The following is a 23,342-nucleotide window of genomic DNA, read 5'->3' as shown; positions in this document are numbered from 1 at the left end:
GTTTAATTGTTTATAACTGCTTTTAAACTTAAATCCAAACTGCGTGCCTGGTGTATTAATGCGCCTACACTAATAAAATCTACACCTGTTGCCGCATAGGTTTCAATATTGTTGAGATTAATTCCTCCGCTTGCTTCTGTTTCGGCCTGTTCGCCTATTAACGCTACCGCTTCTTTTATCAACTCGGGAGTAAAGTTATCGAGCATTATGCGGTTAGCTTTGCCTGTTGCAAGCACACGCTTTACATCGTCGATGTTGCGGGTTTCAACTTCAATTTTTAAACCGGGTTTTACTGTTTGTACATAGTTGTATGCTTTTTCAACAGCGGCTTCAATACCACCGCAGTAATCGATATGATTATCCTTCAGCATAATCATATCGTACAAAGCAAAACGATGATTGTACCCTCCACCAATAGCCACAGCATCTTTTTCCAGCAAACGAAAATTGGGTGTTGTTTTCCGTGTATCGAGAATACGTGTTTTATAGCCTTTCAGCTTTTCTGCATAGGTACGTGTAAGGGTAGCAATACCGCTCATGCGTTGCATACAATTCAACACCAACCGTTCGCATTGTAAAATGGTATGTACAGATGCTTCTACATCAAAAGCAATTTCGCCGGGCTGCATCGCATCACCATCATGTTTATGCGCATGAAAAACAATATCGGGCTGGCGATGACGAAAAACGGCTTCTGCCAACTTCATACCTGCCAACACTCCTGCTTCCTTAATTTTTAAAACAGCTTTCCCCTTTGCATCGGCCGATATACAACTGAGTGTTGAATGATCGCCTTCGCCAATATCTTCTTTTAATGCCGAAGAAATAAGTTCCTGTAACAGTTCGTTGTAATTGGCTACCATGTTACAAAACTAAAGGAATAGTGAGCACTAAAATGTAAAAGGCCCGCTGTTCTGAAACAGTGGGCCTCCTCATATTTATGTTCTCTTTTATTTTTGTTCGAATTCTACTCCCTGAATGAGATTTTTATCGCCTTTGGTACGCATATAAACCGTTGTTCGGTAAGTGCCGCCGCTGGTTACTAATGTACCGATGATAAAGTTAGAAGAAGAGTTACTTCCGGAATGCTGTAACTCAAATCCCTTTACTTTATTTAACGTGAAGAAATCTTTAATCACTAACTCTGCCTGTCCTTTACTGAAAGAGTTGCTTTTGCCGGGCAATGTAACATCAACCATGTTATCAAAGTGCTTCGACATTTTTTCTACGCTTCCTGTTTTAAGCGCAGCAACAATATCGTCTTTTTGGGTAAAAGCAACCAAGGCCGTTACCAACAACATCAAAAACATCGAGTGTAAAAAATGTTTCATTTTCATACGTTCCTGTTTAATTAAGTTTTCTGCATGCGACCCGGATTTACGGTCACGTCTGCATGCAATGAGTACGAAAAACATGCCACAAACCAACTATTCAGACGCATAAAGTTGGCTGTTAGTTGTCAGCTTTTCTAATCAAATGATTTTGACCCAAATAAAGTAATTTTGGCGGTATGACAAAGAAAAAAGCAATTCTCGTAATAATGGATGGATGGGGACTCGGACAAGTACCCACCGCCGACGCCATCCAAAACGCCAATGTACCATTCGTTAGTAGTCTTTACAGCCAGTACCCAAACACAACCCTTATTACTTGTGGTGAAGCAGTTGGTTTACCCGATGGACAAATGGGTAACAGTGAAGTTGGACACTTAAACCTTGGTGCAGGCCGCATTGTGTACCAGGAATTACAGCGTATTCATGTAGCTGTACGTAGCGGCGAATTTTCAGCGAGCAAGGCATTAAATAACAGTATTGATTATGCCATCAGCAACAATAAAACATTACACATCATTGGTTTGGTAAGCGATGGTGGTGTACACTCACACACCAGTCATTTAAAAGCTATTACTACGCTTTGCAAAGAGAAAGGTTTCAGCAACGTATTGGTACATGCGTTTACCGATGGCCGTGATACAGACCCTAAAAGCGGATTAGGATATTTAACCGACGTACAACAACACCTCGATAAAACAGTTGGTGCCATTGCAACCGTTACGGGGCGTTATTATGCAATGGACCGGGATAAACGTTGGGAGCGTGTAAAGCTGGCTTACGATGCATTGGTAAATGCTGTGGGCGAACAAACAGATGATGTATTGAAAGCAGTTGAAACTTCGTACGCTAACGAAGTAACCGATGAGTTTCTGAAACCGATCATCAATACAAAAGTTGAGAATACAAAAATTGAAGATGGTGATGCAGTGATTTGTTTCAACTTCCGTACCGATCGTTGCCGTGAAATAACACAGGTGTTAACGCAACAGGATATGCCGGACTTTGGTATGAAGAAACTCAACCTTCATTACACCACTATGACGGAGTATGACAAAACATACAAGCATGTAAACGTTATTTTTGCTACAGACAATCTTACAAAAACATTAGGCGAAGTTTTGGAAGAACACAGCCGTACACAAATACGTATTGCTGAAACGGAGAAATATCCGCATGTAAGTTTCTTCTTCAGCGGCGGCAGAGAAAAACCATTTGAAGGTGAAAAACGAATTATGATCCCTTCACCAAAAGTAGCTACTTACGATCTGCAACCGGAGATGAGTGCTGTAGAAGTTACAGATGCTATTGTGCCCGAAATACAGGACGAAACAGCAGACTTTATTTGTTTGAATTATGCCAATGCAGACATGGTTGGCCATACTGGTGTTTTTAGTGCAGCGGTTAAAGCAGTTGAAACTGTAGATGCTTGTGTGAAGCGTGTTGTTACCGCAGCATTAGATCATGGCTATACTGTTTTTCTTACAGCCGATCATGGCAATGCCGATTATCTTATTAACGAAGATGGAACTCCTAATACTGCTCATACATTAAATCTTGTTCCGTTGTTTGTTATCGACCGCTCATGGAAAGGAACAGTAAAACCGGGCAAATTAGGAGATATTGCACCTACTATTTTAGCCATGATGGGCTTGCCCGTTCCGGCTGAAATGACTGGTGATGTATTGATCTCCTAAAATGTATGTACTAAGAACCATAACTGCAGCTGTTTTATTTGTTTGTATGCTGATTCCGGTAGTAATACCGGTTTATCTGCAGATAAAACAGCTGCATGTTCAACACGAAATGCTGGAGAAACTGGAGAAGGAAGAACTCGTAAGCATTCGTATAAAAGCAAGTTCAATACAATGGGTAAAGCCCGGCAAAGAATGCGTAGTTGGTACGGAGATGTTTGATGTAAAATGCATAAAGCAGGAAGGCGATATGCTTGTACTTACCGGCCTGTACGATGCAAAAGAAAAAGAACTGAAAAAACTTGCTGCAACACATTCGCAGGAACAATCAAAACAAGCACGTTATTGCATTAAACTGTTCTCGCTTGCAGATGTAACTCCGGATTACCTCTCTCCCCAACCTCAAATAAGTGTTATTAAAAAGAGCTATCCTTCATTTCATAAGAGCCGTTATTATAACCCTTATATCGGTTTTCTGAAACCTCCTCCCCGGTTTGTATAAATACATGTAGTCTGTTTTTAAAAAATGATATCTGCAACTGATGCTTAAACATCTTGTTGACAGGTATTGGTATTTATATTCATCAAACCAAACGAATGAGAAAAATTACAATTGCTTTCCTGGCAAGTGTTGCCGGCTTATGGGCAAATGCGCAGGAAACAGTAAGCGATAGCGCTTCAAAAGAATTATCGGAAGTAGTGATCAGTGCAAGCAAGTTTCCCGAAAAAAAATTAAACGTTTCACAACGTATTGATGTGATCAGTTCAAAATACATCAGCCGTGTTAATGCACAGAACACAGGCGACCTGCTGATCAATACAGGTAATGTATTTGTACAAAAAAGTCAACAAGGCGGCAGCAGCCCGGTTATACGTGGTTTTGAAGCAAGCCGTGTATTGCTGGTTGTCGATGGTGTTCGTATGAACAACCTTATATATCGTGCAGGGCATTTGCAGAATGCCATTACTGTTGATCAGAACATGTTAAGCAGTATGGAAGTATTGTACGGGCCTGCATCAACTATCTACGGCAGCGATGCATTGGGTGGTGTAGTTCATTTCCGTACAAAAGATCCTGTTTTATCAAGCAACAGTAACACACTTGTAAAAGGATCGGGTTTTGCACGCTACAGTTCTGCCAACAACGAAAAAACTGTGCATGAAGACATCAATCTCGGATGGAAAAAATTTGCATGGCTGCAATCGTACACTTACAGCGATTTTGGCGATATGCGCATGGGCAAAAACTATCCTTCCGATTATCCAACCTTTGGCAGAAGAGATTCGTTTATGACACGCATTAATGGCATCGATACTGTTGTAAAAAATCCAGATCCGCAGGTACAGAAATTCTCGGGATATAAACAATGGGATATGTTGCAGAAGTTGTTGTTCAAACAATCGGAGAACGTTTCGCATACACTGAATGTTCAGTATTCAAACACAACAAATGTTCCCCGCTATGATCGTTTACAGGATAAACGTAATGGCACTTTACGTTATGCAGAATGGTATTATGGCCCGCAGGAACGTTTGCTTACGGCTTATGAATTGAGCATTGCGAAAGCTGGTTGGTTCGATAATATTAACCTCAACCTCAATTACCAGGATATTGAAGAAAGCCGCTACACACGTGACTATCGCCGTTATGATCGTTTAGACGGAAGAGTTGAAAAAGTAAAGGTAGCAGGCTTTGTTTTAGATACACGTAAGATCTGGGGTGGCAATGAACTTACAGTTGGAATTGATGGGCAATACAACACACTTAAATCAACAGCCTCACGGGTAAACATCAACACAGGCGCATCAACCAAGCTCGATACACGTTATCCAAATGGTAAGAACAGCCAACTTAACGCAGGCTTATTTGCACAGCACGTGTACAAATTCAAAAACAAAAAGCTTGTGCTGAATGATGGCTTGCGTTTACAAACCATACGTCTGCAATCAACCATTACCGATAACTCATTTCTGAATCTTCCGTTTACAGAAATTGAGCAGAACAACACAACTGTTACAGGTAATGTTGGGTTAGTTTATTTACCTGCAGCAGGTACAAAACTAAGCGTCAATTTGGCAAGTGGTTTTCGTGCACCAAACGTTGATGATCTTGCAAAAATCTTCGAATCGAGCACAGCAGCCCGCCAGGTGGTTGTACCAAATGCGAACATAAAACCGGAGAGAACGTATAACATCGATCTCGGCATCAGTCAAAACATTGGCAAGCTTATCCGTATTGAAGCTACTGCATTCTATACCTGGTTCCGCAATGCGTTGGTAAAAGCCCCTTATCGTTTAAACGGACAGGATTCTATTGTGTATAACGGTGTATTAAGCCAGGTGTTAGCAAATACCAATGCAAACAAAGCTTACCTGTTTGGTGTATCGGGCGCTGTGTATGCCAACTTTGCAACACATTTCACGTTCAGCAGCCAAATCAATTTCACCGAAGGACGTTTTCAAACCGATGCAACAAAAAATTCATCTGTTTACGAAAAACAAGCAAATGGAACGTATGCGTTAGTGAGCAAAAAGGTTTCTTCCAAACCACTCGATCATATACCTCCTGCATTTGGTAAAACAAGTATCAGTTATCAGAACAAAAACTTTTTTGCCGAAGCATTTGCACTTTACAATGGCTGGAAAAAACTGGACGACTACAATGCAGACGGTGAGGACAATGCACAATACGCAACAGCTGATGGAATGCCGGGTTGGGCAACATTTAACCTGCGCACTTCTTACAGTTTTAAACCTGTTACCTTACAGTTTACTGTTGAAAACATCTTCGATCGCAACTACCGCTATTTTGCTTCGGGCTTTTCGGCTCCCGGCAGAAACTTTATTATAGCTGCAAGGGTAGAATTCTAGTCCCTTTTTCTCCATTTAAATACTGCTGCTTTCCTGCTTTTTTTTTGACAGGAAAGCAGCAGTATTTTCAACTAATTTGTCTAAATTCAGGGTTGCAAACCCATCTGTAAATGACTGAGGAAGCAATCTTACTGGGATGTCTTAAAAATCAGCCCGCCGCACAGCAAGAGTTGTATAGCAAATACAGCCCTAAAATGTTGGCTGTTTGTTATCGTTTTGCCCGCAACAGGGAAGATGCAGAAGACATGCTGCAGGAAGGTTTCATCAGGGTGTTTACACAAATTCATCAGTTTCAAAGCAAAGGCTCTTTTGAAGGTTGGATCAGGCGCATTATCGTACACACCTGTATTAATCATCTTAAAAAACACAAGAAGTTTAACGACAGTGTGGACATTTCTCAAGCCCATACCATACAGGTAAGAGAAGATAGTGTTCCTTCAATTATCCAGGCCAAACAGGTTGTAGAATGTATTCGTATGCTGCCTATTGGTTACCGAACGGTATTGAACCTTTTTGCGATTGACGGTTACACGCATCGTGAAATTGCACAAATGCTGGATATTGAAGAAAGTACAAGCCGCTCGCAATACACAAGAGCCAAGGCCATGCTGGAGCAGATTTTAGTTCAAAAGAAAATTATTATCCGGCCACAGAGACAGGATGAATGGGTTGCAGCAGCCCATGTTCGGTTTTAACATTGTCCGTACAACCAAACCAAAAACTGATTATGGAGCGCTTTATGTACAGGGATGAATCATTTGAAGGATCGCTTAAGGAAAAGGCCGATGAGTATCGTATGTACCCATCCCAGCAATCGTGGGAGCATATTCAAAAACAGATCCGTCGCCGTAACCGCACATTCAATTTCAAATCTTTTGGTTTAAGCACTTTACTTCTTCTTGGTATTGCAATTTCTACGGGTGATGATGAGTTGAGCAATACCGAACTCTTCAGTTCAAATGCCGGACAACAGTTTATTGATACAGATGCAGACGAAAATGTTGCGGCAAACGAAACTCCTGTTATTTCCATACACAAAAACAACAATAAAAAATCTGCAGAGGTCATAATTAAAGACGACGAGCACACTGTAACAGCATCAGTTGATGAATCGTTAACAGAATCGATTGCAGAAATAAATGTAGCGCAGGTTACAGCTCCTGTAGTAAAAAATGAAGAACCGGAAAATACAGTTTTGCTTGAAAAAATTTCTGCAGACAGCAGGTTAATGTCTGTTGATCCTGCACAACGCATTCCGCAGGTAAAATCAGCATTACCTGAATTGATTGCTGCACCTGCAGAACCATCGCATACAACTATAACTGAACCCGCCGCTGCTTCTACATTAACTGATGCAGAACTTAACTACGAGGTAAATGTTCCTGTTATTGTAAAACAGCCACTAAAAAAACAGATCCAGTTTTATCTTACCTCCAGCGCAAGCTACAGGGTTCTTTATAGCGATAACCGTTTAACGTTTGGCAACCTGCAAAATCAAAACCCGGAAAATGTTGCCAGGCATACGCCTTCCATTGGTATGGAAGCAGGTGCGGCTATACTTTTCCCAGCATCAAAAAATGTACGTTTCCGCACAGGGTTACAGTTAAATTATACACGCTATAATGTTGAAGTGTTCAGATCAAGTCCACAGGTTGCAACGATTTCTTTTGGTTCATCAGGAACAGTACAGCGTATTTCTGCTTTAAGAGCCGATTCGGGCAGTTTAAGCGTTGTTAAAAACGAAACCTTCCAATTAGCAATACCTGTTGGCTTTGAATTTAAATTGGCCGGCAAACGTAACCTGCAGTTCCATATGGCTGCAAATGTTCAGCCTACTTATTTACTTTCTGCTTCGGGATACTTTCTTACCAACGATCTGAAGAAATACGTAAAAGCTCCCGATTTACTGAGTAACCTTAACTTAAACTCATCCATCGAAACATTCTTTCGTTGGAATATGAACGACATTCAATTGCAGGCAGGTCCTCAACTCCGGTACCAGCTCTTCTCTAATACCAGAGGCGATTACCCAATCAAGGAACACCTGGTTGATTATGGCTTCAGGATAGGCCTTGTTAAAACACTACGCTAGGCAATACAGGAAGTTTACAGCCTTTACTATTCACAGTAGTTTTCGATATTTTTACAGCATGAAGCATTTATTATTCATTGCTGTAACCATTACTGCATTATCGCTTTTAGGAAGTTGTAAACGCAAGCCAAAAGAACCAAGAGATTATGTTGATGTTTCTTCTTACTTAAAAGGGCAGCTGAAATATATTGATACAGTTCCTTTTGCATTTTTAAAAGTTGTACAGCAAGACAGCATTTACACCGATTCTCAGTTTATTACAAAAGAACAGGTTAGAGCAATACTGCAGCCGTTCCTGGTAAAAGAAATAGAAAAGAAAAACTTTGAGGAATATTTCAAAGAAGTAACGTTTGCCGACGAAACAATAGAATCACTCACACTTAACTACGAAGCAACAGATGAAGATATTCCTGTAACACGTGTTGATATTTATGTAAATCCCGAAAAAGAAACGATTACACAATTATACCTCGTAAGACACGAAGAGAAAGGCGACTCATCTATTGTTCAGCAGTTACTGTGGAAGCATAATAAAAGTTTAGTGCTTATTACTTCTAAAGCAAAAAAGGATCAGCCGGAAAAAACAATTACCGAAAAGGTGATCTGGGATGAACGTGAAGAAAACTGATTATGACCGAAGCTGAATTAAAAAAAGTATTGCCGGGCATTCCTGCTCAACCGGGAATTTACAAGTACTACGATGCAGATAAAAAGCTACTGTACGTAGGAAAAGCCAAGCACCTGCGAAAGCGTGTTTCATCTTACTTTACAAAAACACTTCAGTCGTACAAAACACAGGAGCTTGTTCGTCGCATTAACAGTATTGAGTTTACAGTTGTTAATTCAGAACAGGATGCTTTCTTTTTAGAGAACTCACTCATTAAACAGTTTCAACCTGTTTTTAATATTGATCTGAAAGATGATAAGAGTTATCCTTTTATCGTTATTAAAAACGAACCCTTTCCCCGTGTTTTTCTTACCCGAAAGAAAATTGCAGATGGTTCAACTTATTTAGGTCCGTTTACATCGGTTGCGAAGGTGAGAGACCTGATTGATTTTATTCGTCAGCACATCCCCATCCGTAACTGTAAACTAAACCTTGCAGAATCACAATTGAAAAAGGGCAAGTATAAGGTTTGCCTGGAATATCATTTAGGCAACTGTAAAGGACCTTGTGAGCGATTACAAACAGAAGCAGATTATGGAGAAAACCTCGAACAGGTAAAGAATATCCTCAAAGGAAACCTGTCGCCTGTTATCCGTCATCTCAAAGAAGAAATGAAACAGTTTGCAGCCGATATGAATTTTGAAAAAGCAGAGATCAACCGGAAAAAAATTGAACACCTCGAAAGCTACCGTGCTACATCAACAGTAGTTAATCCAAAGCTTGGCGATGCAGATGTAATATCATTGGTTATACACGAAGAAAAAGCTTTTCTCAATTATATGATGGTGCAGAACGGCAGCATCATCCAAACAGAAAATCTTCAACTGCAAAGCAGACTCGGTGAAAACGAAAAAGAGATCCTCGAGTTTGCTGTGAGTTATATCCGGAACAGGTTCGAGAGTTTTTCGCCCGAATTGATCTTGCCAGTAGAAATCGAGTTGCTCGATGAACAATTAAAAATAACTGTACCAAAGGCTGGTGAAAAGAAAAAATTGTTGGAACTCTCCCAAAAAAATGCAGCTATTTTCTTTGAAGAATACAAACGTAAAAAAGCACTGCAGTTAACTGATCGAAAAAAAGAAAACAATCTGCGCATTATTGAGCAGCTGCAAAAAGATCTTCATCTTCCGCAATTGCCGGTGCATATCGAGTGTTTCGACAACTCGAACTTCCAGGGCTCTTACCCCGTTTCAGCAATGGTCTGTTTTAAAAACGGAGAGCCGAGTAAGAACGATTACCGCAAGTTTAATATTAAGACAGTTGAAGGTATTAACGACTTCGCTTCAATGAAAGAAGTTGTGATGCGCCGTTATAAACGTTTGGTTGAAGAAGGTGAAGCTCTTCCTCAGCTTGTAATTATCGATGGTGGTAAGGGGCAACTATCATCTGCAATGGAAAGTATTAAAGCATTACAGCTGGAAAGTAAAATGACGGTTGTTGGACTTGCAAAAAACGTAGAAGAAATTTTCTTTACCGGCGATCAGCAATCGCTTAAACTTGATTATAACAGTGAGAGCTTACGTCTTATCCGCAGCATACGTGATGAAGTACATCGTTTTGGCATTACTTTTCACCGTGCCAAAAGAAGTAAGGGCACGTTTAAAACTGAACTCGACAGTATTAAGGGAGTTGGAGAAGCAACAATTACAATGCTTTTAAAAGCGTTTAAATCGGTTAACAATATCCGTAAAGCATCTGTTGAAGAGTTGAGTAAAGTAATTGGCGAAAGCAAAGCAATGATCGTAAAAAAGGCATTGGAAGAAACAGAAGCGCAATGAATCAAAAGGGCAAAAAAATGGGGCCAGGATAGAAATCCAGCCCCGTCTTTAAAATCCAATATCCTATGAAAAACCGAGGTAAAGATACAAACTCATGAGAAAAGTGCAATACCCTTATGCGAGTATTTTTGCACCTATTTTTATCTATTTTTCAACCTACTGATTATACATACTTCAACAAATTGAAAGTCAGTTTTGCTGGGGTTCCTGCATTAAAAAAGCCGTCTTATTCAGACGGCTTTTTTAAAAGTGATATTATTAGTACGGCCAAAGATCTTGTTCGTAGTTAAAGATTTTCTCTTTGATATTTTCACCTTCAAGTAAACGAAGGATCGGATCTTTGATATAATCTTTCAAACGACGATCGTAAGGATTATCCATTGTTGACTTGGTAATATAGCTGCTGAACATACGGTTCTCGAACAACTCTTCCCATGTCATACGTGCACCAAAGTTTTTACCATTAAATGCTTCGTAGCGTGAAAGAACACCACGTGCATCAGGATAATAAACCCAGAACATCGGGAACATACCTACAAACGTACCTTGTGTTGTGTAAACAGGTTTAACAGGACAAATACCCAGGATTCTTACAAACATGCGTGACGATTCTTTATCGAACACCCATTCTTCTTTAATACGGAACTGGTAAATACTGTCAGGATCAAACTCACGTGTACGTACTTCGTAACGTTCGATATTACCCTGCATATCATAAACCGGAACAGTATCAACACCACCGGCAAATGCTTCCATTACTTTAGCCGGAGTAAGAGGTGTTGTAAAACGATCGTCATTTGCATCAAATGCTGTTATTTCTCTGTCTCTGATTGCTTTTAAAATAATTGCAATGAAACGCTGGTTACCGTTGTCTTCATCTGCCGAATAACGGAAAGGAAGATTCATTTTTTCACGTGTATCAATTTCTCTCCACACACGCTGGCGGTAAACCGCATCATCCTCACGAATGTGCTCATATGCCAATGGCTGACGGTCCTTGATCAGGTTACGTTCAATTGACGCATCGTTACGTAAAGAAGGGATAACAGTATCTAAAGAATTGTTTCCTGATTTAGGGACAACAACAATTGGAATATTGGCTTGCGGCTGATTGGATTGCTGCGGTTGGTTATTGTTACCATAAGCAGAGTTCTGCGTAGGTTGTTGCTGCGTATTTGCAGGTGCTCCGTAGCCGGAACTTCCATAACCAGAAGACGGTTGAGTTGTCGTCTTCTTGGTTGTTTTCTTTCTTGGCTGAGTCTGAGCAACAGCATCTACTGAAGAAATCAGTAAGAGCGCTACCAATCCAATACCCAGGTTTTTCATTTTCATTTTGTCCGTTTTATTCTGTTTAAACGCAATTTTCTTTGAAATAATATGCAAACGCACAATTAATAAAGGTTAAAGAATATACCGGGGATTCTTCTGCGACCTCCAGGACCCTGTACCTGTACTTCATCCAAAGTAACCGTTGTGCCAGGTTTTGCCTTATTAATGAGATCTTGTACAGCAGAGAATGTATTACCGCTTACCTGACGGAATTGCGGATCAGGGAAACCTGCACCTGTCATGTAGATAACATATCCCGTAACAGTATACTGAACTCCTTCAAACACAAAGTTTTCCAATTCGGCACGAACACCTTGCTGCGCTTTAAATACGTTTGACTGCATACGACCACCCTTACTTGGACCAACCATCGCAACAGGATCAGGAACCGATTTAACACGGAACTCGAAGCTGCTTGGTCTACCATCTGCATTTACGGTTACGATTGCTTTACCGGGCGAAGCAGGTTTTGCAACATAACGGCCGGGGCCGATTTTAGCTAATGTACCGTTGTTGATGCTAACGCTTACTTTTTCATCGCCTACATTACCACCGCTAACAGCGAGTTCGTTATCTAAACCAATGTATAATACTTTTACTTTTTCAGCACTTACAAAAGCGCCTGTTGCAGTACCAACGGTATAGTTGATTTCAGATTCTTTTGTTTGCGGATTACCATCCTGGTCGGTATAGTTTACAACTACTTTCACCGATCCGCTAGTGCTGCCCACTTTAAATTTCTTAACAGCTAAGCCTTTTTCATTTAATGTTACTGGCGCACCTGCAATAGAAACAGTAGGAAGTTTTGTTTTGCTAAAAGCTCCTAAACCGGCAGTAATTTCCATTTCCTGACCCGGGAAAAGGTAAGTGGTGTTAGAACCCACAATTGGTTCAAACGCATCGAAACGTACAACTACCTGGCCTACACGGTTGTGGAACTCATTCACCAAACGGCTTTCGGTTGTTTTAACGTCGTTCTGGAATTTGCTCAGCATTGTTAATGCCGCTACTGTAGGCGTCATGTGAAAATAAGCGTATGCCCATGAAGGATTTTTAATACTGCTGTTTTTCAATTTTGGTATTTCGGTATTTACCGGCAAATTACTTGCAAACATTTTTCCTACTTCAGGATCAATAGCAAGCATTTTGATTTTATATTCTTCCAGTTTTTTACGCAGCTTTTCGCCTTCGCCTTGCTTGTCCATGATACGGGTAGCAATATCTACATTATCTTCTTTAAAAGTCGATTCAGGATCGTTTGGATTATATCCTGCTTCAACTTTTATTTTCATTTTGATCTGATCAATATAGTCGCTCATTTCTTTTGTAAGCTGTACAGCAGTTTGCGCTTTAGGCATCCAAACTTCTGCTTTTGCTCTAGAAGTTGGATCCTGCATTTTCAGTTTGAACGACTCCATAATTGTTCCCGTTGCACGGTCAACAACTGCGTTGGTAGTGGAAAGGCTATTATCTACAACTTTAAATGCATTGATGATTTCGGCTGATACGTTGAGTGCCAACAATGCTGTTAACACCAGATACATCAGGTTAATCATCTTCTGCCGGGGCTCTTTAGGTAGTGCCATCTTTTTCGGATTTTGGTTTTAAATCAGGAAATAGTTTTGGTAATTAATTCGTCTGTTGATTCATTATTAACGGCCTTGCATGGCGTTGATCATATTTCCGTAGATGTTATTAAGTGTACCGAGGTTTTTAGCAAGGTTGCCAATTTGCTCTTGCGCTTTTTTGGCATCATCTACGCTACCCAACATTGCTTCAGAAGCCTGTGTAAGGTTACCGTAGAATTTATTCATTGCCTTAAGATGGTTATTGGTATCCTGTAATTCCAGTTCATAAATCGTGTTTAACGAACCGAGATTTTTTGTCATTACCTGTACTTGCTCGTGGTAAGCTTTTGTACCTTCTGCAGCAAGGTTGAAAGAAGAAACAGTTGATGCTGCCTGTTGGTAAGCATCTTTCATTCCGGTTAAAACTTTTGCAGCTTCTTTTGATGATGCGCTGAGTTCGCCTGTAGAAGCAACTACATCGCTTACATCTTTAATACCACCAACTGTGCTGTTCAGTTTCTGGAAGTTTTCGCCCAGGCTTTTCAGGTTAGAAGGTGTAATATCTGCTTCGTGTAACATTTTATCTAAAGATGCTAATGCAGGAGTTCCTGCAGGAGCTGCTGCTTTATGACCGTCGTCGTGTAAGCCATAGCCCTGTGTTGCTAAGTACGCATATACAACGAAAATGCCTGCCTCGGTTAAAAGTCCTACTGTAAGCATCATATCGGCAAAAGAAAGGTGTAAGATTTTTGCCCATGCGCCAAAGATTACAACGGCTGCACCTGCTGATACGATGATGTTTGTGATTTTTTCGGTTGATCTAGAAACTGCCATAAAAGTTGGTTTTAAAAAGGTAAATGATGGTTTGAGATTAGCTCAAAAACAACGCTTTTGTTCTAAAAAATAAATATTGGGTTTAAAAAATTGTGTACTGTTTTATTAACGCTTACGCATCATTGGAGGAAGGTTAATTACGCAGCGGAAGCCGATGTAAGACTTAGCTGTATCCTGGTACTCGTAGTTACGTGTACTTGTTTGCAGGAAATAACCTACACTCTGCCAGCTGCCACCACGTACAACTTTACGTTTCATACGGGGAGGATCGCTGTCTTTTGCATTATAGCGAATGTCGGGGTTCATGTCGTGTGCAAAGTTGTAAGCACCTTCGTAGTATAAAGAACCTGTCCATTCTGCAACGTTACCGGCCATGTTGTATAAGCCGAAATCGTTTGGCCAATAAGCATCGGCACGCACAGTATAGAAACCACCATCCTCCGGATAGTTACCACGGCCCGGTTTAAAGTTGGCCATTAAACAACCTTTGCGGTTGCGGAGATAATAGTTACCCCAAGGGAACATTGATTGTGAGCGACCGCCACGTGCTGCATATTCCCATTCTGCTTCAGAAGGTAAACGATAGCTCGATTCTGTAGCGTAACCTTTTGAATCGTTATAATCGTTAAGATAGCGTGAACGCCAGTTACAGAAAGCAGTAGCCTGTTTCCATGTTACACCTACAACGGGGTAATTGGCAAATGCAGGATGCGCAAAATAACGTTGGCTCATTGGTTCATTATAACTGTATGAGAAATCACGTACCCATACCAATGTATCGGGATAAACCTTTACGGGGTTTTTGATAATAAATTTAGAACGGGGTTCATTTGGCTTACGGTAAGCAGCAGCTTTGTAATCTACATACTCTTCCTGGTAAATTAATTTATCAGGATCGATTTCCATTTTACCGAAAATACGATCGTCCGGTGCCATCATCATTTGACCCAGCTTTTCGTATACATTTTTTTCTTTCCAGATACCAGCAGCTTTCTTTTTATCGATGTTGTTGGTTTTAGCATCCTTGTAGCCGAGGATCGTTGCAGCAATAGAGTCCCTTACATAGAACACAAACTGCTTGTACTCGCTGTTGGTTACTTCTGTTGCATCCATCCAGAAACCGCTGATAGATACCTGACGGTTACGGGCTGTATAAGCATAGTTAATGTCTTCATCGCTGGGGCCCATATGAAAGGTTCCCTGCGGAATCATTACCATACCGTAGTGAGTATTGTTGTTTTGCTTTGCTCCATAAGCAGCACCAACAAGTTGTCCGTTGTTTGCAGATTTGGAAGAAGACTTAGACTTACCGCAGCTTACTGCCAGTACGGATAGGGCGGCGATTGTTAGGCAACTTAACAGTTGGTTCTTCATTTGTTAAGAATTTAATTTTCTTGATTAAGGTATTGGACAAATTTAAGTACTCCGGCCTTGGAGATCACCTTAAAATTCATCGCAATGCTAATAATTAATTTTTAATTATTCAAAATGTTTTTAGGCATCAGAACGATAACGGGGAATTGATTTTTTTATTGTTTTATTATGATATAGAACTTAAAAGTGCCCGTATTTCCTCAATTTCAGCAGTAGGCCGTAAGCAATTGTACTCTTTGCATAGATAGAAAAGTGTATTTCCTTCGGGTGTTTCCCTATTCGATAATAGCGGGAAAGTACGATTGTTTCCTGCGGAAGACTGCAGAATTACATGTGGCCGAAAAAGCTTTAAAATTCCATCACGTTTAGCTTCATGATCGGGGCCCACCACTGCCAGCTCGGTAAAACCCTTGCTTTTTTTAAACAACAGCGATGCCCAAACAGCAAAAGAACCGGGGTAGTGAACGATGGTATCCTGTAATCCAAGCAACATTTTTGCACTTCTCTCTTTCCATTCGGGTAAGTCGAAAAGGATTGCAAGCTGGGCTAAGTTATCGGCCATAACCGCATTACCAGATGGCACAGCACCATCATATACTTCCTTTTTACGGACCACAATATCCTGCTGCCCTTGTGCAGTAAAGTAGAAATAACCGGTTTTCTCTTCGCCAAACTGTGCAATTACATATTTGCTTAATGCTTTCGCCGCAAGCAGGTAATCCTGGTTCGAGGTTATTTCCTGCAGCTGCAACAAAGCTTTAATCAGATACGCATAATCGTCTAAGAAAGCGGGGAACTTTTGTACGCCTTCTTTGTACACATGCCAACAACCAGCTTCTTTACGAAATGTTTGCAGAATAAATTCCATATTGGCTATTGCCTTTTGCCTGTATACTTCCATACCCAGAGCTGCAAAGGCCGAGCTGTATGCTGCATTCATCAATGCATTCCAGCCAAGGATAATTTTATCGTCGAGCAAAGGTCTTATTCTTTGATTACGGACCGTAAGCAACTTCGCTTTGCATTGTTCAATAATGCTGTTAAACTCCACTTCATCCAAACCATTTTGCAGGCAAAAAGCTTTTGCCGTTATTCGTATGTGCGGAATGTTTACTTCTTCCCAATTACCTGCTTCGGAAATGTTGTAGTAGTTGCAAAACAATTCAGCATGTTCTTGCAGTATTGCTGCAACTTCCTTTTTACTCCAGGTATAAAATTTACCTTCCACTCCCTCACTATCGGCATCCAATGCAGAATAAAAACCGTTTTCAGGCGAAGTCATTTCCCTTTCGGTAAAAGCAAGTGTTTCTTCAATTGTTTTTTTATACAACGGATCTTTTGTTACCTGGTAAGCCTCACTCAAAACGGCTACCAGCAAAGCATTGTCGTAAAGCATTTTTTCAAAGTGCGGAACAAGCCATTCTGTATCGGTGCTGTAGCGTGCAAAACCACCTCCAATATGATCGTACAATCCACCTTCGATCATTTTATTTAAACTAAGACAAGCCTGGCTCAACGCTTCCTTGTTTGAAGAAAAGTGATGGTATTTCAACAGGTAGCTGATGGTAAACGTCTGTGGAAATTTTGGTGCACGCCCAAAACCGCCCCACTCTTTATCTGCTGTTTTCAGAATAGCTTCAAACATCAAATCGTTCTGCCTGTCAGGAAATAATTCTTCGGCAGGCAAATCAAACTTTAATACGTTTTGTGTACCAAACGAGTTTGCGTTTTGCAGATGCTGTATCAACTCATTTGCCTGTTGTTCAATTTCGTCTCGCCTTTCTTTAAATGCATTGGCAATGCCGTACAACACTTCTTTCCACGAACTTCTGTTATACGCTCTTACAGGTGGAAAATAAGTACCGCCGTAAAAAGGTTTGAGATCGGGTGTAAGAAAAACATTCAATGGCCAGCCACCACTACCCGTCATCGACTGTACTGCATCCATGTAAATATGATCAAGGTCGGGGCGTTCTTCCCGATCGATCTTGATATTAATAAAATGCCTGTTCATAATGTCTGCGGTGGCAACATCTTCAAAACTCTCCCGCTCCATTACATGACACCAATGACAAGATGAATATCCAATACTAACCAGTACCGGCTTATCTTCCGTTTTTGCTTTTTGCAACGCCTCATCGCTCCATGGATACCAATCGACAGGATTGTGAGCATGCTGTAATAAATAAGGGCTGTTTTCTTTCGATAGCCTGTTGGTATGTAGCATAACGATTTAAGCAATGTTTGAATGAACAAAGCTCGTTTCTTTCCTTAAAGAATAAATGGAATTATTTTGTAAGCTGGGCTAAAAAGCGATCTAATGCAGAAACCATACTTGGGGCTTGTGGCTCGGGTGCTTTTATTTGCAACTGCAAACCTGCTTCTTCAACTGCTTTAAATGTGTTTGCTCCAAAGGCGCCGATAAATGTTCCGTTTTGTTGATACTTAGGCAGGTTCTCAAACAGGCTTTTAACGCCACTTGGTGTAAAAAAGCAAATCACATCAAAATCGCCTTCTGTAATAAGCTCCTTTACATCGTTACTTACTGTTTTGTAAAGAATAGGTGTCGCAAATTCGCAGTTGTGGTTACGTAACCAGGTGGTTATTTCGTTATCTACATTTTCGCTGCAGGGATATAAAAATTTTTCGTTGCTTTTGTGTTTGTTCACAACATCAAACAAACTTTTATTGGTACCGTCTGCACCATAAAATACTTTGCGTTTGCGGTAAAGGATAAACTTTTGCAGGTACAATGCCACAGCTTCGGTAATACAGAAATATTTTGTTTCCTGCGAAACAGATATCCGCATCTCTTCGCAAGTACGGAAAAAATGATCGATAGCATTACGACTGGTAAAAATTACAGCTGAAAAAGCAGTAATGTCGATCTTTTGTTTTCTGAAGTCTTTAGCAGGAACACCTTCAATGCGAATAAAAGGCTGAAATGCAAGGTCAAGATTATATTTCCGGGCAAGTTCATAGTATGGTGACTTGTCGGATTCGGGCCTTGGCTGCGTAATGAGGATGCTTTTGATAGCTTTTTCTTTTTGTGGCTTCATACCGGTTTTTCCCATACGTACTTGGAAAATTTCTGCAAAGGTAAGTACAATTCTTTACAAAAATCCAAGCACCAGTTTGTAGATGACCATTAAGGGGGCAACTTCAAACGCCAGAAAAAATAAAAAGAAATGAAAGCGCCCAACTTTCACATCAGACTGAACCGGGCTGTAAGCTCTGAGAAAGCGATATAAGAAAAGCCCGCCCACTATAACCAACGATATGGTAATTGCCACCCCGGCCAGCTCACGGTTGGCAAAAGCTATCACAAACAGGAAAGGCAACAGCAGAATTCCGATGATCTTATTGATGAGAAACACGATGAACGAATAGGTTCCGGCTGCATTTTTAATACTGAACAACCACCCGCTGAACTCCAGGAAAAGATACTTGGCTATATACAAAACGGCAACAACTGCAGCCGTAATTAACGGAATAAACACTTCGGGCAACTGAATAGATACGTTGAAAAAGCGGATAAGCAAATAAACATATGCTCCGGCAACAATAGCAAACAGGCTGTTAAACAACAACGATTGAAGACCCGATTGCACCAGCTGCTCCCGTATTTGATTTACACGTAATGATGTGCGGAAGAACACCCGGAACATATCGTTAAAGTAACGCAGGTAACTTAAGCGCAACAGTCCAAACATTAATGCAATGCCCAGCAAATAATAAAACAACCAATCTCTTTTTTCTGCCTGCTTTTCTTTTTCGATCTGGAACTCCGCTTTTGTAAACAGGTTAAGTTTTGATGTTGACAAAACCGCTTTATAACAGGAATCGATTGAAACAAGAGCTGTTGTTTTTGTAAGTGTGTCTGCAACCGGCGCATGGGCCTGCAATACACTATCGGCCGATTGTTTAACAGCAGCAGAATCCTGTGCGGTAGTAAACAAACAAGCTATTATTGAAATGAATAGTAATGTAAAGCGCATGGGTTGTTTGCAAAAGTAATTAAGCGCAATCATCCATCAGAAAAAATTCACGTAACCAAAATGAATTTTACTTTGCCGCAGGTTAAAGGGTAGATCGTTTCGTTTACCTGCCGCAAATGCAATATTAAAAATGCCTGCTTTGGTTTCGAAAGCCATACCAAAGCCGGCACCCATCAGCCTGTTACTTGTATTGGCAGACTGGCTGTTGTTGCGCACCAAACCACCATCGGCAAAAGCGTATAAATAACTGTTTAAACCCAAAAGAATACGATACTCTGTTGTAAGCACTGCATAGGCCGATGCAAAAATGCTTTCCTCATCGAACCCACGCAGCAAACGAAAACCACCAACCTGGTATAGCTCGTTACGGAAAATGCGTGGACTTTGAATCATTCCTGCATTCACTGCTGTTTTAAACGTTGTTTGCTTACCTGTTTTAAAATAGCGGGCCGCACTAACTTTTAACCGAAACGTATACGCTCTTGTACCAACAGAATCGTAAAGTGATTGGTAATTGAATGAAGGATTGAGCGGATCTTTTAATGAAGTGATATTATTGTTGGCTCGTATTTTTCGTATACCAGCCGAACCCGTAAACTTCACATCAAATCCTTTTCGTGGATTGAAGCGATAATCGGTATTGTACCATTCGTACTCAATACCAATATTTGATGTTGTTTGATCGATCTGATCGGGCAATCTTTTACTGTTTCGTATTGCCACCGTATCTACAGTAAGCAGGTTGGAGATAAATTGCTGATAAAAAATTTTTGCGCTTCTGTTGCCGCCAAATGCATATTGCACACCCACCTGCATATTAATGTTGAGAAAGCTGCTGTCTTTTTTCAAGCCATCAAAACTTACATCCACACCAAACGGCGAACCAAAAAGAAATGGCTGCTGATAACCTAACTGTAACCGTGGGCTCTGCACCTGTATTTGCTGAAACAGCATGGTTAACGATTCGCCTAAACCAAAACCGTTTTTAAGATTGAGATTAAAATCGCCTGTAACCAGCAATTTGTTTCGGCCGGCTTCGTCGGTAGCAGGTAAAAAACCAATCAGCCCGTTTACCTGGCTGCTTTTTCGTTCTTTCAAATAAAGATTTACGATTGACCCTGTACCGAGATAGGTCATATTCCATTTCTGTTCTTCAAACAGATAAGGCAGCTGTAATAATCGTGATGAAATATTCAACAGCTTTTGCTTTTGATAAATAGAACCTGCAGGTATTTCAAGATAACGTTGCAGAAAACGGTTACTGATCTTTACATCACCGTAAATCCGAATACTGTCTACTTTATACTCCGGGCCTTTATCTACTTTCAACACAGCAGTAACATTTCCATCCTGTATTGCAAAACTATCGAGATGCACATTGGCAAAGGGATAGCCGGTATTTTCGAGTTTATCAAGCATTTTTACCTGCAGTTGCTGCACAGCTGCATAATCGAGCGATTGTTTATTAAAGTTGCGGTCTCTGTAACCCACAGCATTCAGTAGTTCCAACGGCACCGATGAAGTATTCAACATTGCCCAGCGCCATGGCTTACCGAGATACAATACAACTGTTGCCCATGCTGAATCCATTTTAACCGAATCAACAGATGCTGCAACAAATCCTTTTTTCTGCAAAACAGCTGGCAATTCAAAAATGTATTGGGAGCAAAGTGCTTTATCGTCAAATTCGTTCTTTAAACCGATTGATGCTGATACATCTGTTGTATCAACAAAGCGATAGTTGAGCAAATACTTCGTTTGTGCATTACCGCATAGCAACAGCAAGCAACATAATGCAATTAAAATCCCGGTTTTATAAACAGCTGAACAAAGTTGATGCACGAACAATTAGTTTTGCAAAATCGAAATTAAGGTTTCGGGTTGATGATGGCGGGCATTTATATACATATTCCCTTTTGCAGGCAGGCATGCAATTACTGTAATTTTCATTTCAGTACCAGCTTGCATTATAAGAACGATTTTGTTGCAGCTTTATTGAAAGAGATACAGTTACAATCTGCTGCCAACTATTTACAAAGTCAGCAGATCGAAACAATTTATTTCGGTGGTGGTACGCCCAGCCTTTTAACAATTGAAGAACTGCAGCAGATCATCCAAACATTACAGCAGCAGTATATTATTTCCGCAGATGCAGAGATAACGCTTGAAGCTAATCCCGACGATGTAACGGATGAAAAGCTTACGGGTTGGAGATCGCTGGGCATTAACAGGCTCAGCATCGGTATACAATCGTTGTTTGAAGAAGACCTGCAATGGATGAACAGGGCGCATACAGCCGAAGAAGCCAAACAGGTAATTAGCAAAGCAAGAGCAGCCGGCTTTGATAGTTTTACAGTTGATCTTATTTATGGCACACCTGGTTTAACTGATGAAAAATGGTTAAGCAATATCAACTGGGTGCTGCAGCAAAACATTACCCATCTTTCCTGTTATGCATTAACAGTAGAAGAAAAAACACCGTTGGATAAACTTATCAGGCAACATAAAAAAGCCGATGTTGATGCAGAACAGCAAAGCAGGCAGTTTATTATTTTAATGAACGAATTGCAGAAAGCCGGCTTTGAGCATTACGAAATTTCCAACTTTGCTAAACCTGGCTACAGGAGCAAACACAACAGCAGTTACTGGAAGGGAGTACACTATCTTGGCCTTGGTCCATCAGCTCATTCATTCAATGGTATAAGCCGCCAATGGAATATTGCCAATAACCAGCAATACATTCAGGCATTACAGCAAAATATAATTCCATTCGAAAAGGAAGAACTTACGGCCGCACAACAGCTGAATGAATACATTATGACAAGTCTTCGCCTGCTCGAAGGTTGCAGCATTGATGCAATAGCAGGACAATTTAGCATAGAAAAAGCCTTGCAGTTAAAAAATGAGGCGGCTGTTTTTATTAATCGCAAGCAAATGCTGTTGCAAAACAATCATCTTGTTTTAACACAGGAAGGCAAACTGTTTGCTGATAGCATTGCTGCAGATTTATTTTTTGAATAAGCTTTTATTCGAAAGAACGTTTTTTTATTTTACAAGTGTATTTCTCAAATACCACACTGTATGTACGAAGTAGCTTCCAATCTTTCCGAGATGCCACGCATTCGTTTGTTTGGTATTACCGTACTTGAGCCGTTCACAGTGCTTACCAATCTGTTTATTGCCTTTGCTTGCTTTTATGCTTATTATAGTTTAAAGAAGCGAAAGCTAAATCAATCATTCACGCATCGTTACATTGTGTATTTTTTTGTTTTAATTGGTTGGGCAACCATTATAGGTGGTGTTATTGGGCATGCATTTTTGTATGCCACAGGATTGTACGGAAAAATTCCCGGCTGGTACATCAGCATGGCAGGTGTTGCTGCTTTTGAGCGAGCAGCTATTGCGCATGGCAGGCCATTTATGCATAAAAAAGTTGGTCGCTTTTTTTCAATACTCAACATTGTAGAAATATGCAGCTTTATGTTACTCTCGCTTTTTACGCTGAATTTTTTATTTGTTGAACTGCATGCCACTTACGGCTTGTTTGTGGTAGTATTCTGTTTTGAATTGTATGTGTACCTTAAAACAAAACAGGCATCCTTTCAATATTTACTTGCAGCAACAGTTTTGGGTTTTGCCGCTGCGCTTTGCCATGCATTAAAGCTGAACATTAACCGCTGGTTTAATTATAACGACATCAGTCATTTGTTTATGACCGCATCTATTTTCTGTTATTACAAAATGGCTTTAAAACTGAAATTGTATGGAAATGAGAAACCGCCAACCGGTTAAGCATTAATCAACCA

The 23,342-nt window shown here is 40.4% G+C and carries 19 protein-coding genes; 9 read left to right on the top strand and 10 right to left on the bottom strand.

The window, feature by feature from the left end; translation table 11 throughout:
- Positions 1–2: 2 nt before the first annotated feature.
- Positions 3–863 (bottom strand): carboxylating nicotinate-nucleotide diphosphorylase, encoded by an 861-nt coding sequence (nadC, locus tag ESA94_RS11890; RefSeq protein WP_129131128.1) that lies wholly within the window; start codon positions 861–863, stop codon positions 3–5.
- 87 nt (positions 864–950) lie between these two features.
- On the bottom strand, positions 951–1,331 hold the full coding sequence (locus tag ESA94_RS11885; RefSeq protein WP_164972724.1) for a DUF4783 domain-containing protein: 381 nt from the start codon (positions 1,329–1,331) through the stop codon (positions 951–953).
- Between the two features lie 179 nt (positions 1,332–1,510).
- Between ESA94_RS11885 and gpmI the strand changes: the two genes are divergently transcribed.
- From gpmI to uvrC, 7 genes are all read left to right on the top strand, one after another.
- Positions 1,511–3,028 (top strand): 2,3-bisphosphoglycerate-independent phosphoglycerate mutase, encoded by a 1,518-nt coding sequence (gene gpmI, locus ESA94_RS11880; RefSeq protein WP_129131126.1) that lies wholly within the window; start codon positions 1,511–1,513, stop codon positions 3,026–3,028.
- Positions 3,029–3,074: 46 nt separating this feature from the next.
- On the top strand, positions 3,075–3,527 hold the full coding sequence (locus tag ESA94_RS11875; RefSeq protein ID WP_129131125.1) for a hypothetical protein: 453 nt from the start codon (positions 3,075–3,077) through the stop codon (positions 3,525–3,527).
- Between the two features lie 95 nt (positions 3,528–3,622).
- Positions 3,623–5,896 (top strand): TonB-dependent receptor, encoded by a 2,274-nt coding sequence (locus ESA94_RS11870; RefSeq protein ID WP_129131124.1) that lies wholly within the window; start codon positions 3,623–3,625, stop codon positions 5,894–5,896.
- 110 nt (positions 5,897–6,006) lie between these two features.
- On the top strand, positions 6,007–6,591 hold the full coding sequence (locus tag ESA94_RS11865; RefSeq protein ID WP_129131123.1) for an RNA polymerase sigma factor: 585 nt from the start codon (positions 6,007–6,009) through the stop codon (positions 6,589–6,591).
- 32 nt (positions 6,592–6,623) lie between these two features.
- A complete protein-coding gene (locus tag ESA94_RS11860; RefSeq protein WP_129131122.1) occupies positions 6,624–7,988 on the top strand; it encodes a hypothetical protein in 1,365 nt (454 codons plus the stop codon).
- 58 nt (positions 7,989–8,046) lie between these two features.
- Positions 8,047–8,616, top strand: coding sequence for a hypothetical protein (locus ESA94_RS11855; protein WP_129131121.1), 570 nt, complete (start codon positions 8,047–8,049; stop codon positions 8,614–8,616).
- 2 nt (positions 8,617–8,618) lie between these two features.
- Positions 8,619–10,433: an excinuclease ABC subunit UvrC gene (gene uvrC / locus ESA94_RS11850; protein WP_129131120.1), complete on the top strand. Its 1,815-nt coding sequence runs from the start codon at positions 8,619–8,621 to the stop codon at positions 10,431–10,433.
- A 258-nt stretch (positions 10,434–10,691) separates the two neighbouring features.
- Here uvrC and porN read toward each other — a convergent pair whose 3' ends face one another.
- The 8 genes from porN to ESA94_RS11810 all read right to left on the bottom strand — a co-directional run bounded on the left by porN (position 10,692) and on the right by ESA94_RS11810 (position 21,378).
- On the bottom strand, positions 10,692–11,765 hold the full coding sequence (gene porN, locus ESA94_RS11845; protein ID WP_129131119.1) for a type IX secretion system ring subunit PorN/GldN: 1,074 nt from the start codon (positions 11,763–11,765) through the stop codon (positions 10,692–10,694).
- Positions 11,766–11,824: 59 nt separating this feature from the next.
- Positions 11,825–13,348, bottom strand: coding sequence for a type IX secretion system motor protein PorM/GldM (gene porM / locus ESA94_RS11840; protein ID WP_240671042.1), 1,524 nt, complete (start codon positions 13,346–13,348; stop codon positions 11,825–11,827).
- A gap of 66 nt (positions 13,349–13,414) precedes the next feature.
- Complete coding sequence (gene porL / locus ESA94_RS11835; protein ID WP_129131118.1) at positions 13,415–14,164, bottom strand: type IX secretion system motor protein PorL/GldL; 750 nt, start codon at positions 14,162–14,164, stop codon at positions 13,415–13,417.
- 105 nt (positions 14,165–14,269) lie between these two features.
- Complete coding sequence (gene porK / locus ESA94_RS11830; RefSeq protein WP_129131117.1) at positions 14,270–15,538, bottom strand: T9SS ring complex lipoprotein PorK/GldK; 1,269 nt, start codon at positions 15,536–15,538, stop codon at positions 14,270–14,272.
- Positions 15,539–15,704: 166 nt separating this feature from the next.
- On the bottom strand, positions 15,705–17,765 hold the full coding sequence (locus ESA94_RS11825) for a thioredoxin domain-containing protein (RefSeq protein WP_129131116.1): 2,061 nt from the start codon (positions 17,763–17,765) through the stop codon (positions 15,705–15,707).
- A 61-nt stretch (positions 17,766–17,826) separates the two neighbouring features.
- Complete coding sequence (locus tag ESA94_RS11820; protein ID WP_129131115.1) at positions 17,827–18,597, bottom strand: uroporphyrinogen-III synthase; 771 nt, start codon at positions 18,595–18,597, stop codon at positions 17,827–17,829.
- A gap of 54 nt (positions 18,598–18,651) precedes the next feature.
- A complete protein-coding gene (locus tag ESA94_RS11815) occupies positions 18,652–19,536 on the bottom strand; it encodes a DUF4271 domain-containing protein (protein WP_164972723.1) in 885 nt (294 codons plus the stop codon).
- 36 nt (positions 19,537–19,572) lie between these two features.
- A complete protein-coding gene (locus ESA94_RS11810) occupies positions 19,573–21,378 on the bottom strand; it encodes a ShlB/FhaC/HecB family hemolysin secretion/activation protein (RefSeq protein ID WP_129131113.1) in 1,806 nt (601 codons plus the stop codon).
- Positions 21,379–21,420: 42 nt separating this feature from the next.
- On the opposite strand from ESA94_RS11810, the gene hemW reads away from it, so the two are divergent.
- Positions 21,421–22,557: a radical SAM family heme chaperone HemW gene (hemW, locus tag ESA94_RS11805; RefSeq protein ID WP_317127872.1), complete on the top strand. Its 1,137-nt coding sequence runs from the start codon at positions 21,421–21,423 to the stop codon at positions 22,555–22,557.
- Between the two features lie 60 nt (positions 22,558–22,617).
- Positions 22,618–23,328, top strand: coding sequence for a DUF6962 family protein (locus tag ESA94_RS11800; protein WP_129131112.1), 711 nt, complete (start codon positions 22,618–22,620; stop codon positions 23,326–23,328).
- Positions 23,329–23,342: the final 14 nt, after the last annotated feature.

The organism is Lacibacter luteus (genome assembly GCF_004118265.1).
Classification (GTDB): domain Bacteria; phylum Bacteroidota; class Bacteroidia; order Chitinophagales; family Chitinophagaceae; genus Lacibacter; species Lacibacter luteus.
Note: the sequence above shows the minus strand (reverse complement) of the source record. Positions and strands in the feature narration are given on the sequence as shown.